Source organism: Streptomyces ortus, assembly GCF_026341275.1.
GTDB lineage: Bacteria > Actinomycetota > Actinomycetes > Streptomycetales > Streptomycetaceae > Streptomyces > Streptomyces ortus.
Genome location: NZ_JAIFZO010000002.1, coordinates 6,026,937 through 6,041,777 on the forward strand (window position 1 = coordinate 6,026,937; position 14,841 = coordinate 6,041,777).

A 14,841-nucleotide genomic window follows, 5' to 3' on the forward strand; every position below is an offset into this window, starting at 1 on the left:
GGGGGCCCTCTGCCACCGGCGGGCCCGTCAGAGGCGGGTCGCCCAGACATAGCGGTGTTCGGGGCGGCCCGCGTCGCCGTACTTCAGGCTCAGGGTGGCCCGGCCGGTGCGCTCCAGCAGCTTCAGATAGCGCTGGGCGGTCTGCCTGCTGAGGCCGGTCCGCTCGGCGAGCTCCTGGGCGGACAGAGGGCTCTCCGCGTTCACCAGAGCCTGGCGCACCGCCTCCGCGGTGGTGGGGGAGTGTCCTTTGGGCAGGTCCGGTTCCGTGCTCGTGGAGAGGGCGCCGAAGATCCGGTCGACCTCGGCCTGCTCCGCCTCGCCGCCGCCGTCGAGGGTGCGGCGCAGTTCGGCGTACGCCTCAAGTTTCGCGCGCAGCCCGGCGAAGGCGAAAGGTTTCACCAGGTACTGCAGAGCACCGTGCCGCATCGCCGCCTGAACCGTGCTGATGTCACGGGCCGCGGTCACCATGATGACGTCGGCCTGCAGGCCCCGCCGCCGCATCTCCTGGACGACCGCCAGACCCGTCTCGTCGGGCAGATAGTGGTCGAGCAGCACCAGATCCAGCCGCGGCAGCGCCTCCAGCTGCCGCAGGGCCTCCGCCGCTGAGTGTGCCTCGGCCGCGACATGGAAACCCGCGACCTTCTCCACGTAGGCGGCGTTGACCCGAGCGACCCGGACGTCGTCGTCCACGACCAGTACCTCGATCATCGCTGCTCCTCCTTGGTGGTCGTGGCGGATTCCTGCGGCGCGGGGCCGGACCGCGGCCGGGACGCGGGCGCCGGTTCCGCGAGGGCTTCCGGCAGCACGATCGTGAATTCCGCGCCTCCGCCCTCCGCCTGCGCGACCTGTGCGCTGCCACCCTGCCGTTCAGCGAGCCGGCGCACCAGCGGCAGACCGATCCCGCGCCCCCGGTGGGCGGGCGGTTCCTTGGTCGACCAGCCGTCCGTGAAGATCAACTCGTGTTGCCCGGCGGGGATCCCCGGCCCGGTGTCCCGCACCCGGAGCACGGCGGTACGCCCCTCCGCGCGCAATTCGACCTCCACGCGCGCGTGGAGGGTGCCGGCGACGGCGTCGAGCGCGTTGTCGACGAGGTTCCCGACGATCGTGACGAGCCCCCGAGCATCCACCAGCCGGTCGGGAAGCAGCGTCCCGTCGGAGACCGTCAGGGCCACGGCGCGCTCCGCCGCGACGGTGGCCTTGCCCACCAGGAGGGCGGCGAGCAACGGGTCGTGGATCTTCTCGGTGATCTGTTCCGCGGTGGCCCTGTGGTCGCCGACCACCTCGCCGACGAACTCCACCGCGTCGTCGAACATCTCCAGTTCCAGCAGACCGAGCAGGGTGTGCATCCGGTTGGCGTGTTCGTGGTCCTGGGCGCGCAGGGCGTCGATCAGACCGCGGGTGGAGTCGAGCTCGCGGCCCAGCTGCTCCAGTTCCGTGCGGTCCCGCAGCGTGGCGACGGCGCCGCCGTCGTCGGTGGGCATGCGGTTGGCGACCAGGACCCGCTGTCCGCGTACGGTGAGCAGGTCCGTTCCGCCGACGGTCCCGGCCAGCACATCGGCCGTACGTCCCTCGCCGAGCGCCGTGCCCAGCGGCTGTCCCACGGCTTCGTCGCCGAGGCCCAGCAGCCGCCGGGCCTCGTCGTTGAGGAGCCGGATCCTGCCCTCGCGGTCCAGCGCGACGACGCCCTCCCTGATGCCGTGCAGCATGGCCTCACGTTCCGCCAGGAGTCCCGCGATGTCCGAGAAGGCCAGGTCGCGGGTCTGCCGCTGGACCCGCCGTGAGATCAGATAGGCGGCCAGCGCGCCGACGGCCATCGCCCCGCCCGCGTACGCGAAGAGCCCGGGGATGGCATGGACCAGGCGGGCCCGCACACTGTCGTACTCGATACCGACCGAGACCGCGCCGACGATGTCGCCTTCGGCGTCGCGCAGCGGCACCTTGCCGCGTGCCGAGCGGCCCAGCGTGCCGTCGTCGATCTGCATGACCTCCCGGCCCGCCAGCGCCTGCTGCGGGTCGGTGGAGACGCGTCCCCCGATCTCGGCGGGGTTGGTGTGCGACCAGCGCACGCCGTGCATGTCCATCACCACGACATACTCGGCGCCGCTCGCCCTGCGGATCCGCTCCGCCTCGGCCTGGACGGGCCCGTCCGTCGAGGGGCGCGTCGACGTCAGCTCGTCGGCGAGCTGCGGCTGAGCCGCCGTGGTCTGCGCGATCGCGAGCGCGCGACGCATCGCCTGGTCGTCCAGCTGATCACTGAGAGGGGCGAGGAACAGACCCGTCGCGAGTACGGCGACTCCGGCGGCGATCGCCACCTGCATCAGCAGGACCTGCGAGAACATCCGCCTGGGCATACCGAGGCGGAGTCGTCGAGCAGGGGGAGTGGAGCTCATACCCATGACGGTACGGGGAACGGCGGGCACGTCCGTAGCCGAAGTGGCGTGGATCTCGTACGGACGCCGTGGTCAGCGGGTCAAGAGGCCGGCGGGGCGGCGGGCCGGTGCGTCCACAGGTCAACGGGTCAACGGGTCAACGGGGCAAGAGTCAACGTGTCGCGGGGCCCGTGGTGCCTTGTGCGCCTGTACGTGACAGCTCACGCACCGCCGTCACGTCCATACGGGCCGGGGAGCCCAGAGCCGAGCCGCAGCTCTCCGCACGGGGTGGCTGGGAGGCGCCCTGGCCGACCGAGACGAGCCAGTGGCGGCCATCGGTGTGGGCGACCGTCACCTCCCAGTGCGGGGCCTGGCCCTCGGTACGGACCACGCTCAGCGCGCCCGCCGCGTCCTCGCCGACCGCCGTACGCACCGCCAGCTCCGCGGCCTGGCCGGGGCGTTCCCAGGCGGAGCTGCCACGGCACCGCTCGGTGACGACCCGCCCTTCGCGCACGCCGTGGAGGACCTCCTTCACGGCGTGGGCCCCGGCGCGCCCGTACGCGTAACCGAACGGCAGGACGAGGAGGGTGGGTGAGAAGCGGTGGCCTCCCAGGTGCGTGACCTCCCAGGCTCCCGACACTCCGGAGGCGGCGAGTTCAGCGGCGAGGGGGCGGCCGAGCAGGGCACAGCACCGGTCGCGCTTGCCGTTGGTGCACACGAGGGCGAGCGGGTCATCGGCGTGGGGGCGGCCGTCCAGCGCGGTGTCGAAAGAGCCGGACAGACCCCTGCCCAGCGCGGCGAAGTCAAGGGTGAGCAGCCGCCCCGGGTCCGACGTGGTGGCGCTGTGCAGCCAGACGTTTCCCGGCGCGGTGTGGGCCGCGTACACCTGACGCTCGGCGACCTTGCGGCAGTCCGCGTGGCGTCCCGGGCGGCGGATCAGCGCGACGCGTACGCCGGTGCCCTCGGCGGCCCGCTCCAGGGCGCGGCCCAGCACGGGATCCAGGTGACTCGATGTCAGCGCTGCGGCGCCCCAGGGGCCGGGCTGTTCGACCAGCAGCCACGTCCTCGCCGTGGCGGCGGTCCCCGCGAGGGGCTCCTCCAGGTCTCGTGAGACCTTCGCGCACGTACTCACAGAGGTGAGCCTAACCTGACTTGCCTCCCAGTGGCCTGTGGGGCCGGTGGTGTCACTGCTCCGGTAGGGGCTGAGGTGGCGGATCTCCCACGTAGTGGCCGCTCGGGCGCATGCGCAGTGGTGCCTCGCCGTACTCCTCCAGCGCGTGGGCGATCCAGCCGGCTGTCCGGGCCACGGCGAAGATCGTCTCGCCCGCCGAGGCGGACATGCCGGACGAGGCGGTGAGGACGGCGAGAGCGAGGTCCACGTTGGCGTGCAGCGGCACGTGACGAGCGGTCGTGGCCACGACGTCGTGAGCCGCGGCCAACGCCGGCGCGGCGTGGGGGATGTCCTCCAGGAGCGCGAACAGTGCTCGCGCGCGTGGGTCCTCGCCCGTGTAGAGGCGGTGGCCGAGGCCGGGAACGCGGCGTCCCGCGCGCAGCTCGTCGGCGATCACCGGGGCCGCTGTGCCGTGGTCGAGGACATCCAGGAGCATCCGGTGCGCCAGGCGACTGGCCGCCCCGTGCAGGGGGCCTTCGAGGACGCCGAGGCCCGCCGAGACGGCTGCGTACGGATGGGCGCGGGCCGAGGCCGCGACCCGGACCGCCAGTGTCGAGGCGGCCAGGTCGTGGTCGACGAGCAGCGCGAGGGCCGTGTCCAGGGCTCGCAGGGCCGCCGGTGAGGCGTCGCGTCCGCTGAGCCGGGTCCACAGGCGGTGAGCCAGCGGGCCGTCGTCCCGCTGGTCGTGCCTCTTGGGCGGGAGGGCGGCGACGAGCGTGGGGATCAGGGTGCGGGCCGTGCCGAGCACGGACTGTTCGGAGAGGTCGAAACGCAGGGGATCGGCGGTCGCGGCTGCGATGGCGGCCACCCGGAGGCGGTCGGTGGGGCCCGTGTGCTCGGGCAGCGAGTCGACGGCGCGGCGCGCCACCGCGACGGATGCCTCGGGCGCCGTGAAGGTGGCGCCGGCGCGCAGAACGCCCGTCCAGAGCCACTCCGCGACCTCCTCGTAGGAGTGGCGCGCGGCGAGCTCGGTCGCGTCCACGCCCCGGAAGTAGTAGCGGCCCTTGTCGATCAAGGTGATCCGGGTGCGGACGGAGAGCGCGCCCGAGGCCGGTGAACCCATCGCCGGTTCCCGCCTGTTGCGGCGCGCGAGAGCCTCCACCTCCTTGCGGTCGAAGGTGCTGCCCCGACCGCCCGGGTTGTTCCGGCTGCCGAGCCGGCCACGGCTCACGTAGGCGTACACCGTCTCGGGCTTCACGCCGAGGAGCTCGGCCGCTTCCCGGGTGCTGATCCGGCGCCCGCCGCCGTCGTAGGGCGGGGCCGCTTCTTGATCCGTCATGAACATCACCGTATCCAGGGGTTGTGTATTGATTCAATCAATATTGACAGTGAGTAAGTCAAGCATGGACAGTCAAATCAAGTTCGAGGAGGCAAGCATGTCGATCAACCGGGCCGCGAACGGCCGGGACGCAGACGCTTTTGTCGACGTCCCGCGAGGACTCGCGGGCGTCGTCGTCACCGATACCGCGCTGGGTGACGTCAGAGGGGGCGAGGGGTTCTACCACTACCGCCAGTACTCGGCCGTGGAACTCGCGAGGAGCCGCGGCTTCGAGGACGTATGGCATCTGCTGACGCACGGTGAACTGCCGGACGCGGCGCAGAGTTCCGCATTCGCCGCGCGAACGGCGGAACTGCGGCGGCTGCCCGCGGAGGTGCGGGCGGCACTGCCCGCGATCGCCGCGGCCAGTGGCCGGGCCGGAGCGCTCGCGGGGATGCGGACGGCGTTGTCCCTGTTCGGCGCGGCCCGTGGGTTCCGGCCGGTGTACGACCTCGGCAGGGAGGAGCGCCTGGCGGACGCGCTGGCGGCGTCGGCGGCCGTACCGACGCTGCTGACGGCGCTCCACCGGCTCGGGCGGGGCCTTGCTCCCGTCGAGCCGCGCGACGATCTGCCGTACGCCGCCAACTACCTCTACATGATCACGGGTTCAGAACCGCAACCCGCCCTGGCGCGGGCCGTGGAGCAGTATCTGATCTCAACCATTGATCACGGATTCAATGCGTCAACCTTCACGGCTCGGGTGATCGCGTCGACGGGGGCTGACGTGGCGGCCTGCCTCGGCGGGGCGGTGGGAGCCCTGTCCGGCCCGCTGCACGGCGGCGCGCCCAGCCGGGCCCTGGACACGCTGGACGCGATCGGAACGCCCGACCGCATCGACTCCTGGATCCGTGAACGGGTTCTGGCGGGCGACCGCATCATGGGCTTCGGCCATCCCGTCTACCGCACCGAGGATCCACGCTCGCGCATGCTCCGGGAGATCGCCCAGGGCTTCGGCGGCCCTCTGGTCGACTTCGCCGTCGAGGTCGAGCGCCAGGTGGAGGCCATTCTGGCGGAGCTCAAGCCGGGGCGTGAGCTGCACACCAACGTGGAGTTCTACGCGGGGGTCGTCATGGAACTGTGCGGTCTGCCGCGCGAGATGTTCACGCCGACGTTCGCGGCGGCCCGCGTGGTCGGCTGGAGCGCGAACATCCTGGAGCAGGCGGAGGACTCGAAGATCATTCGCCCGGCGGCGCGGTATGTGGGGCCGGGGGCGCCGGTGGCGGTACCGGCGGTCGCCTGAACGGAGAGGGCGGGCGCCGGGAAGGGGGCGGGCCCCGTTCGGAGTGGGTGTCGGCGGGTTCGCTTCGCGGTGCAGGTCACCGACGACACGGGCGAAGAGGCTGCACGGACGCCCTTCGTCGCTTCCCGGGGCGGCTCATATCCTTGACGGGCATTCGTCCCCCGTCGTGCGAGCCGGTTCGTGAGCCGGAGCACGCAATCGGTATGAGAGAGGTCGCGTGTTGAGTCAGGCGAGTCCCCAACAGATCCCGGTCCTCGTCCTCGCCGGTTTTCTCGGTTCCGGGAAGACCACCCTTCTCAACCACCTTCTGCACCGAAGCGGCGGCAGCCGTATCGGTGCCATCGTGAACGACTTCGGCGCCATCGAGATCGACGCCATGGCCGTGGCCGGCGCGCTCGGCGACTCCACCGTCTCGCTGGGCAACGGGTGCCTGTGCTGCGCCGTCGACGCCAGTGAACTCGATCTGTACCTGGACCGGCTCGCCAGGCCCTCGTCCCGGATCGACGTGATCGTCATCGAGGCGAGCGGTCTCGCCGAGCCCCAGGAACTGGTGAAGATGCTCCTCGCCAGCGAGAACCCGCACATCGTCTACGGCGGACTGGTGGAGGTCGTCGACGCCGCCGAATTCGACGCCACCCGGGTCAGGCATCCCGAGATCGACCGGCATCTCGCCCTCGCCGACCTGGTCGTCGTCAACAAGGCGGACCGGACGCCGGACCCCGACCGCGTGATCCGGCTGGTGCGTACGCTCGCCGACGGTGCCGCTGTCGTACCCGCCTCGTACGGACGGATCGACCCCGAGTTCCTCTTCGACTGCAGGCCGACGGAGGAACGTATCGGCCAGTTGTCCTTCGACGACCTGCACCGGCAGGAGGACGGTGACGGCGACAGTGGGTGTGCCGGTGACGCAGACGAGCACCTCGGGCATCTGCACTCCGCCTACGAGTCCGTCTCCTTCACCTCCGAAGTGCCCCTTGCACCCCGGCGGTTGATGGACTTCCTCGACAGCAGGCCTGAGGGTCTGTATCGAATCAAGGGTTATGTTGACTTCGGTGCCGCCGATCAACGTAACCGGTATGCCGTGCATGCGGTGGGCCGGTTCCTGCGCTTCTACCCGGAACCCTGGGCCGCGGACGAGCGGCTGACCCAGCTCGTGCTCATCGGGTCCGGCATCGACGCCGTCGCGCTCGGCAAGGAGCTGGAGGCATGCAAGGACGATGCCCCCCACGCCGACGAACGCAGCATGTGGGGCGTCCTGCGTTACGTACAGGAGCAGGAGCAGGAGCAGGAGCAGGAGCAGGAGCAGGAGCCGGAGCCGGAGGTGGACGGAGATGTGGATGTGGCAGGTCGGGGTGGGCGGGCCGACCTGCCGGGCGGCGGTGGCTAGACCGGGCCCGCCACCACCGAGACCGTCTTCGCCAGGGAGACCCCCGAGCCGTCGCGGCGCGGGTCCATCTCCGGCAGTTCCGCCGGTGTCCCGTCCTTCTGCGCGGCCCGTGCGGGAGCGGGGCCGGCCCAGGCCAGGCTCAGGCAGTCCTCGCCCTTCAGGAACCGCTGGCAGCGCACGCCGCCCGTGGCGCGGCCCTTGCGCGGGTACTGGTCGAACGGGGTCAGCTTGGCCGTGGTCTGGACCGAGTCGTCCAGCGTGCCCCGAGAGCCCGCCACGGTGAAGACCACCGCGTCCGCGGCCGGGTCCACGGCCGTGAACGAGATGACCTTGGCCCCGTCCGTCAGCTTCACACCCGTCATGCCGCCCGCGGGCCGCCCCTGCGGGCGGACCTGGGACGCCTGGTAGCGCAGCAGCTGCGCGTCGTCGGTGATGAAGATGAGGTCCTCCTCGCCGGTGCGCAACTCGGCGCCGCCGACGATCCGGTCACCGTCCTTGAGGGTGATGACCTCCAGCTCCTCCTTGTTCGACGGATAGTCCGGGACCACGCGCTTGACCACACCCTGCTGGGTGCCGATCGCCAGGCCCGGCGACGACTCGTCGAGCGTCATCAGGCAGACCACCTGCTCGTCGCCCTCCAGCGCCAGGAACTCCGAGATCGGCGCGCCCCCGGAGAGATTGGGCGCCGAGGCGGTCTCGGGCAGCTGCGGAAGGTCGATGACGTTGATCCGCAGGAGCCGTCCGCTGGACGTGACCGCGCCGATCTCGCCCTGTGCCGTCGCCGGGACGGCGGAGACGATCAGATCGTGCTTGACGCGCCTGCCCTCGCTCTCCCCGAAGGGGTCACCGTTTGCCGTACGCGCGAGCAGTGCCGTGGAGGACAGGAGCACCCGGCACGGGTCGTCCGCCACCTGCAGCGGAACGGCCGTGGCAGTGGAACCGGAGGACGCCAGCAGCACCGTACGCCGGTCGGTGCCGAACTTCTTGGCCACCGCGGCCAGTTCGGTCGACACCAGCTTGCGCAGCTCGGCGTCCGACTCCAGGATGCCGGTCAGCTCGTCGATCTCGCCGTTGAGCCGGTCGCGCTCGGTCTCCAGCTCGATGCGGTCGAACTTGGTCAGCCGGCGCAGCGGCGTGTCCAGGATGTACTGCGTCTGGATCTCACTCAGTGAGAAGTGCTCGATCAGGCGCTGCTTGGCCTGGGCGGAGTTCTCGCTGGAGCGGATGAGGCGGATGACCTCGTCGATGTCCAGCAGCGCGACGAGCAGGCCCTCGACCAGATGCAGCCGGTCGCGCTTCTTGGTGCGGCGGAACTCGCTGCGGCGGCGCACGACCTCGAAACGGTGGTCGAGGTACACCTCCAGCAGTTCCTTGAGGCCCAGGGTGAGCGGCTGGCCGTCCACCAGCGCCACGTTGTTGATGCCGAAGGACTCCTCCATCGGCGTCAGCTTGTAGAGCTGCTCCAGGACCGCTTCCGGTACGAAGCCGTTCTTGATCTCGATGACCAGGCGCAGGCCGTGCGAGCGGTCCGTGAGGTCCTTGACGTCGGCGATGCCCTGCAGCTTCTTCGAGCCGACCAGGTCCTTGATCTTGGCGATCACCTTCTCCGGGCCGACGGTGAAGGGCAGTTCGGTGACGACGAGGCCCTTGCGGCGCGCCGTCACGTTCTCCACGGACACCGTCGCGCGGATCTTGAAGGTGCCGCGGCCCGATTCGTACGCGTCCCTGATCCCGGTCAGACCGACGATCCGGCCGCCGGTGGGCAGGTCGGGGCCCGGGACGTACTTCATGAGCGTTTCGAGATCGGCCCCGGGGTGGCGGATCAGGTGGCGGGCGGCGGCGATGACCTCGCCGAGGTTGTGCGGCGCCATGTTCGTCGCCATGCCGACCGCGATGCCCGACGCGCCGTTGACCAGGAGGTTCGGATACGCGGCCGGGAGGACCGACGGCTCCTGCTCCTGGCCGTCGTAGTTCGGGGCGAAGTCGACGGTGTTCTCTTCGATCGACTCCGTCATGAGGGAGGTGGCGTCGGCCATCCTCGCCTCCGTGTACCGCATGGCGGCCGGCGGGTCGTCGTTGCCCAGCGAACCGAAGTTGCCGTGGCCGTCGACCAGGGGCAGCCGCATGGAGAAGGGCTGGGCCAGGCGGACCAGGGCGTCGTAGATCGACGCGTCGCCGTGGGGGTGGAGCTTACCCATGACCTCGCCGACGACGCGGGCGCACTTCACGTAGCCGCGGTCGGGGCGGAGCCCCATCTCGTTCATCTGGTAGACGATGCGGCGGTGCACGGGCTTGAGGCCGTCGCGGGCGTCCGGCAGGGCTCGGGAGTAGATGACCGAGTACGCGTACTCAAGAAAAGAGCCCTGCATCTCGTCGACGACGTCGATGTCGAGGATGCGCTCCTCGAAGTCGTCGGAAGGCGGGGTCTTCGTGCTGCGGCGGGCCATCGCTGCTGCGACTCCTTCACAGTCTCTGCCGGGGCATGAGCGGGTTCTGACGCGGTCCATTGTGGACCGCAGTACTGACAACGCGGACCACGACCCGTCCGTACGGGCTGTACGGAGCTGGTGCGCGGTCGTCCCAACAGGCCCGGCGGGCCGCGGTTCCGGGGGCCCCGGGGGGCTTCGTGGGCGCGGCCTCCGGGTGCCTGCGGAGGTTTGAGGACGCTACCGCGTCGCCGGGGGCGGAGGGGCGCGCGGGCCGCTCCGCGGGGTGGCGGCTCCCTTTTAGGGGCACTGGGCAGGGGGCTTGACGGGTGCGGGCCGACTGAGGCCGGCCGCGCAGTTCCCCGCGCCCCTGACGACGCGCGAAGGTCCCCGCGTGTCTGAAAGATCGCGCCGTTCCCCGCGCCCCTTCAGGGTCGCGCCGCCGACCGGTCGCGCAGGCCCCCGCGCTGCCACCGGGGCGCCCCCGACGGGGGGCGCCTCTAGTGCGGAGCGGCATGCGTGCTCGCGTGGATGTACCAGACTCCGTGCGTCTGGCGGCCGGGGCCGGGGACGGTTGCGTGCTCGCTCTCGGCGTACCCGACGCGGGAACTTCGCCAGCCGTCCGCGCGCTTGCATACAGTGGCACGACTAGCAGGAATCAAGCAGTTTCCCGCGATCGAAGGGACGTACATGCCCATGGGTCACACGGCCACAGCCGAGGCCGGTTCCGGCGGCCTGACAGCGACCGAGCACCGCCTGGCCAACGGCCTGCGCGTGGTGCTCTCCGAGGACCACCTGACCCCGGTCGCCGCGGTGTGCCTCTGGTACGACGTCGGCTCACGTCATGAGGTCGCGGGCCGCACCGGGCTCGCCCACCTCTTCGAGCACCTGATGTTCCAGGGCTCCGGCCAGGTCAAGGGCAACGGCCACTTCGAACTGGTCCAGGGAGCGGGCGGTTCGCTCAACGGCACGACGAGTTTCGAGCGCACCAACTACTTCGAGACCATGCCGACGCACCAGCTGGAGCTCGCCCTCTGGCTGGAGGCCGACCGCATGGGCTCGCTGCTCGCCGCCCTCGACGAGGAGTCGATGGAAAACCAGCGGGACGTCGTCAAGAACGAGCGCAGGCAGCGCTACGACAACGTCCCCTACGGCACCGCCTTCGAGAAGCTGACCGCCCTCGCCTACCCGGAGGGCCACCCCTACCACCACACCCCGATCGGGTCGATGGCCGACCTGGACGCGGCCACCCTCGAGGACGCGCGCGCCTTCTTCCGCACCTACTACGCGCCCAACAACGCCGTGCTGTCGATCGTCGGGGACATCGACCCGGAGCAGACGCTCGCCTGGGTCGAGAAGTACTTCGGCTCCATCGCGGGACACGACGGCAAGCCGGCCCCGCGCGACGGCTCGCTCCCGGAGACCATGGGCGGGCAGTTGCGCGAGGTCGTCGAGGAGGAGGTCCCGGCGCGCGCGCTGATGGCCGCCTACCGGCTCCCGGAGGACGGCACGCGCGCGTCGGACGCGGCCGACCTCGCCCTGACCGTGCTCGGCGGCGGCGAGTCGTCCCGGCTCTACAACCGGCTCGTACGCCGTGACCGCACCGCCGTCGCGGCCGGGTTCGGGCTGCTGCGCCTCGCCGGAGCGCCCTCCCTGGGGTGGCTCGACGTGAAGACGTCCGGCGATGTCGAGGTCCCGGTGATCGAGGCCGCCGTCGACGAGGAGCTCGCCCGGTTCGCCGCGGAGGGCCCCACGGCCGAGGAGATGGAGCGCGCCCAGGCCCAGTTGGAGCGTGAGTGGCTGGACCGCCTCGGCACGGTCGCGGGCCGCGCCGACGAACTGTGCCGCTACGCGGTCCTGTTCGGCGACCCCCAGCTCGCCCTGACCGCCGTGCAGCGCGTCCTGGACATCACAGCGGAGGAGGTCCAGGAGGTCGCCAAGGCCCGCCTGCGCCCCGACAACCGCGCGGTGCTGGTCTACGAACCCCTCGCCCCGTCCGAGACCGACGCGCCCGAAGAGACCGACGCCGCCGGGGCCACCGGCGCCGCCGCCCACACCGACGAGGAGGCGGCCAAGTGACCGAGCTCGCCACGATGGAGTTCCACCCGCGGCCCCAGGCCGGCGCGGCCAGGCCCTGGGCCTTCCCCGCGCCCGAGCGCGGCACCCTCGGCAACGGCCTGACGCTGTTGCGCTGCCACCGCCCCGGCCAGCAGGTCGTCGCCGTGGAAGTCCTCCTGGACGCCCCGCTGGAGGCCGAGCCCAAGGGCCTCGACGGCATCGCCACGATCATGGCGCGGGCCTTCTCGGAGGGCACCGACAAGCACTCCGCCGAGGAGTTCGCCGCCGAGCTGGAGCGCTGCGGCGCCACGCTCGACGCCCACGCGGACCACCCCGGCGTACGGCTCAGCCTCGAAGTGCCCGTCTCCCGGCTGCCCAAGGCGCTCGGCCTGCTCGCCGACGCCCTCAGGGCGCCCGCGTTCGAGGACGGCGAGATCGAGCGGCTGGTGCGCAACCGGCTCGACGAGATCCCGCACGAGAGCGCGAACCCGGCCCGGCGGGCCGCCAAGGAGCTGTCCCGGCAGCTCTTCCCGGCGGACTCCCGGATGTCGCGCCCGCGCCAGGGCACCGAGGAGACGGTCACCGCGATCGACTCCGCGGCCGTGCGCGCCTTCTACGAGAAGCACGTACGCCCCGCCACGGCCACCGCCGTCGTCGTCGGCGACCTCACGGACGTCGACCTCGACGCGCTGCTGGCGGACACGCTCGGTGCCTGGACCGGATCCCAGGCCCAGGCGCGACCCGTGCCCTCGGTGACCGCCGACGACGCCGGCCGCGTGATCATCGTCGACCGGCCCGGCGCCGTCCAGACGCAGTTGCTCATCGGCCGGGTCGGCGCGGACCGGCACGACCGTGTGTGGCCCGCACAGGTGCTCGGCACGTACTGCCTCGGTGGCACCCTCACCTCCCGTCTGGACCGGGTCCTGCGGGAGGAGAAGGGATACACCTACGGAGTGCGGGCGTTCGGCCAGGTGCTGCGCTCCGCTCCGGACGGGACGGGCATCTCGATGCTCGCCATCAGCGGCTCCGTGGACACCCCGAACACCGGCCCGGCGCTCGACGACCTGTGGAAGGTGCTGCGCACCCTGGCCGCCGAGGGCCTGACGGACGCCGAGCGCGACGTGGCCGTACAGAACCTGGTGGGTGTGGCGCCCCTGAAGTACGAGACCGCGGGAGCCGTCGCGGGCACACTCGCCGACCAGGTCGAGCAGCACCTGCCGGACGACTTCCAGGCGACGCTGTACAAGCAGCTCGCCGCCACCGGCACCGTGGAGGCCACCGCGGCCGTCGTGAACGCGTTCCCGGTGGACCGGCTGGTGACCGTCCTCGTCGGGGACGCCGGGCAGATCGAGGAGCCCGTCAGGGCCCTCGGTATCGGTGAAGTCAGCGTCGTGACAGCCGAATAGGGATCTGCGACGGGGCGGGGCCTGCGACGGGACAGGACCTGCGATCGGGCAGAGCCCGCGATCGGGCAGGACCCGCACCGGCCGGGGCCCGGGTGACGGAACGCGTCGCCCGGGCCCTTTCCTGTCCCCCTACTCCTATGTCCATGGTTATGTCCATGGTTTGTCCGTATTGCAGGGAAGTTGCCCGTCTGCCCTGTGGCGTGCGCTACAAAAATGGTGATCCGTTTGTCGAATGAAAGAGGCGCCGCTTAGCGTCGGTCCGGCTGTCCGTCAGGCACTGCGCCGCGTCCGCGGCACCGGACAGTCATCGCCGAGTCCCCGCATGGCGCGAGCCAGGGGAGCCGGGGACCCAGGTCCCTGGGGTGAATCGGACGCCCTTCCCGAAGGGGGTCCGTAGGAGACCTTCCTGCTCCGAACCCGTCAGCTAACCCGGTAGGCGAGAAGGAAGGAAAGGACCAGCCACTTCATGGCGTTCACCCGCGCCACGGGGAAGCACCGTCTTCCCAGCCGCATGACGCGCACCACCCGCAGGACCGTCGGCGTCGCCGCCCTGGCCACCACCGGCGTCGTGGGCACGCTGGCCGCCCCGGCGTTCGCCGCGGAGAGCGAGATCGAGCAGACGGGCCCCCTGAAGGCAGTCACCATGGGCGACACGGTCGCCCACGAGGTCGACGCCCAGGCCATGGCCCAGCGTCAGGCCGCCGAGCAGGCCGCCGCCCGCGAGAAGGCCGAGGCCGCCGCGGAGAAGCGCGCGGAGGAGGCCCGTGAGAAGGCCGAGAAGGAGCGCGAGGCCAAGGCCCGTGCGGCCCGCGAGGCCGAGCGCAAGCGCCTCAACGCCTACACCGCGCCGATCACCGGCTCGTACGTCTCCACGTCCTACCAGGCCGGTGGCGGCATCTGGTCCTCCGGCAGCCATACCGGGATCGACTTCCACGCCGCCAGCGGCACCGCCGTGCACGCGGTGGGCTCCGGCACCGTCGTGGAGGCCGGCTGGGGCGGCTCCTACGGCAATCAAGTCGTCATCAAGATGGTTGACGGCACGTACACCCAGTACGGGCACCTCTCGTCCATCGGTGTCTCGGTCGGCCAGACGGTCACTCCGGGGCAGCAGATAGCCCTCTCCGGGGCGACCGGCAACGTCACGGGGGCGCACCTGCACTTCGAGGCGCGGACGACCGCCGAGTACGGATCCGACATGGACCCGATCGCGTACCTGCGCGGGCACGGCGTGAACGTCTGACCGCACGGCGCCCCCCGTACGCCTCCGCGGCGCACCTCCGTCGAAGGCCCCGGCTCACCGAGCCGGGGCCTTCGTGCGTCCGTGCCGCTTTCGGTCACTTCCGCACCGGACGACTGCCTGTTCAGAAGCATGGTGTGTCCAAAAAATATCCATGGATTCCCGCCTGCCTTCGGAATTTCCCGTTCTCTGCAATAGAGTCACCGAACAAGCGTCAATCGACCGCGTT

General features: G+C 71.2%; 10 protein-coding genes and 1 riboswitch. Of the genes, 5 read left to right on the forward strand and 5 right to left on the reverse strand.

Features of this window, described 5'->3' with window-relative positions:
- Window positions 1–27: 27 nt before the first annotated feature.
- The 4 genes from K3769_RS29895 to K3769_RS29910 form a co-directional block, all read right to left on the reverse strand.
- A complete protein-coding gene (locus K3769_RS29895) occupies window positions 28–708 on the reverse strand; it encodes a response regulator (RefSeq protein ID WP_267029362.1) in 681 nt (226 codons plus the stop codon).
- The gene (locus tag K3769_RS29900; protein WP_267029363.1) at window positions 705–2,390 is read right to left on the reverse strand and encodes an ATP-binding protein; all 1,686 of its coding nucleotides are present in this window, start codon (window positions 2,388–2,390) and stop codon (window positions 705–707) included. Before K3769_RS29900 ends, K3769_RS29895 begins: the two co-directional genes overlap by 4 nt.
- A gap of 151 nt (window positions 2,391–2,541) precedes the next feature.
- A complete protein-coding gene (locus tag K3769_RS29905) occupies window positions 2,542–3,501 on the reverse strand; it encodes a ferredoxin family protein (protein ID WP_267029364.1) in 960 nt (319 codons plus the stop codon).
- A 52-nt stretch (window positions 3,502–3,553) separates the two neighbouring features.
- Window positions 3,554–4,819: a citrate synthase gene (locus K3769_RS29910; protein WP_267029365.1), complete on the reverse strand. Its 1,266-nt coding sequence runs from the start codon at window positions 4,817–4,819 to the stop codon at window positions 3,554–3,556.
- A 97-nt stretch (window positions 4,820–4,916) separates the two neighbouring features.
- Here K3769_RS29910 and K3769_RS29915 point away from each other — a divergent pair, with 97 nt between their 5' ends.
- Together K3769_RS29915 and K3769_RS29920 are read left to right on the forward strand one after the other, a co-directional pair.
- Entirely contained in the window at window positions 4,917–6,098 is a 1,182-nt protein-coding gene (locus K3769_RS29915) for a citrate synthase (protein ID WP_267029366.1), read from the forward strand.
- A 220-nt stretch (window positions 6,099–6,318) separates the two neighbouring features.
- Complete coding sequence (locus K3769_RS29920) at window positions 6,319–7,485, forward strand: CobW family GTP-binding protein (protein ID WP_267029367.1); 1,167 nt, start codon at window positions 6,319–6,321, stop codon at window positions 7,483–7,485.
- Here K3769_RS29920 and K3769_RS29925 read toward each other — a convergent pair.
- Window positions 7,482–9,932, reverse strand: coding sequence for a DNA gyrase/topoisomerase IV subunit A (locus tag K3769_RS29925; RefSeq protein ID WP_267029368.1), 2,451 nt, complete (start codon window positions 9,930–9,932; stop codon window positions 7,482–7,484). The two genes, K3769_RS29920 and K3769_RS29925, sit on opposite strands and share 4 nt — an antisense overlap.
- Before the next feature lie 669 nt (window positions 9,933–10,601).
- Between K3769_RS29925 and K3769_RS29930 the strand changes: the two genes are divergently transcribed.
- From K3769_RS29930 to K3769_RS29940, 3 genes are all read left to right on the forward strand, one after another.
- Window positions 10,602–11,990 carry a M16 family metallopeptidase gene (locus K3769_RS29930; RefSeq protein WP_267029369.1) on the forward strand — a complete coding sequence of 463 codons (1,389 nt, stop codon included), beginning with the start codon at window positions 10,602–10,604 and terminating at the stop codon, window positions 11,988–11,990.
- Window positions 11,987–13,375 carry a M16 family metallopeptidase gene (locus K3769_RS29935; protein ID WP_267029370.1) on the forward strand — a complete coding sequence of 463 codons (1,389 nt, stop codon included), beginning with the start codon at window positions 11,987–11,989 and terminating at the stop codon, window positions 13,373–13,375. Before K3769_RS29930 ends, K3769_RS29935 begins: the two co-directional genes overlap by 4 nt.
- A gap of 298 nt (window positions 13,376–13,673) precedes the next feature.
- Window positions 13,674–13,828: riboswitch (cyclic di-AMP (ydaO/yuaA leader) on the forward strand.
- A gap of 13 nt (window positions 13,829–13,841) precedes the next feature.
- On the forward strand, window positions 13,842–14,615 hold the full coding sequence (locus K3769_RS29940) for a M23 family metallopeptidase (protein ID WP_267029371.1): 774 nt from the start codon (window positions 13,842–13,844) through the stop codon (window positions 14,613–14,615).
- Window positions 14,616–14,841: the final 226 nt, after the last annotated feature.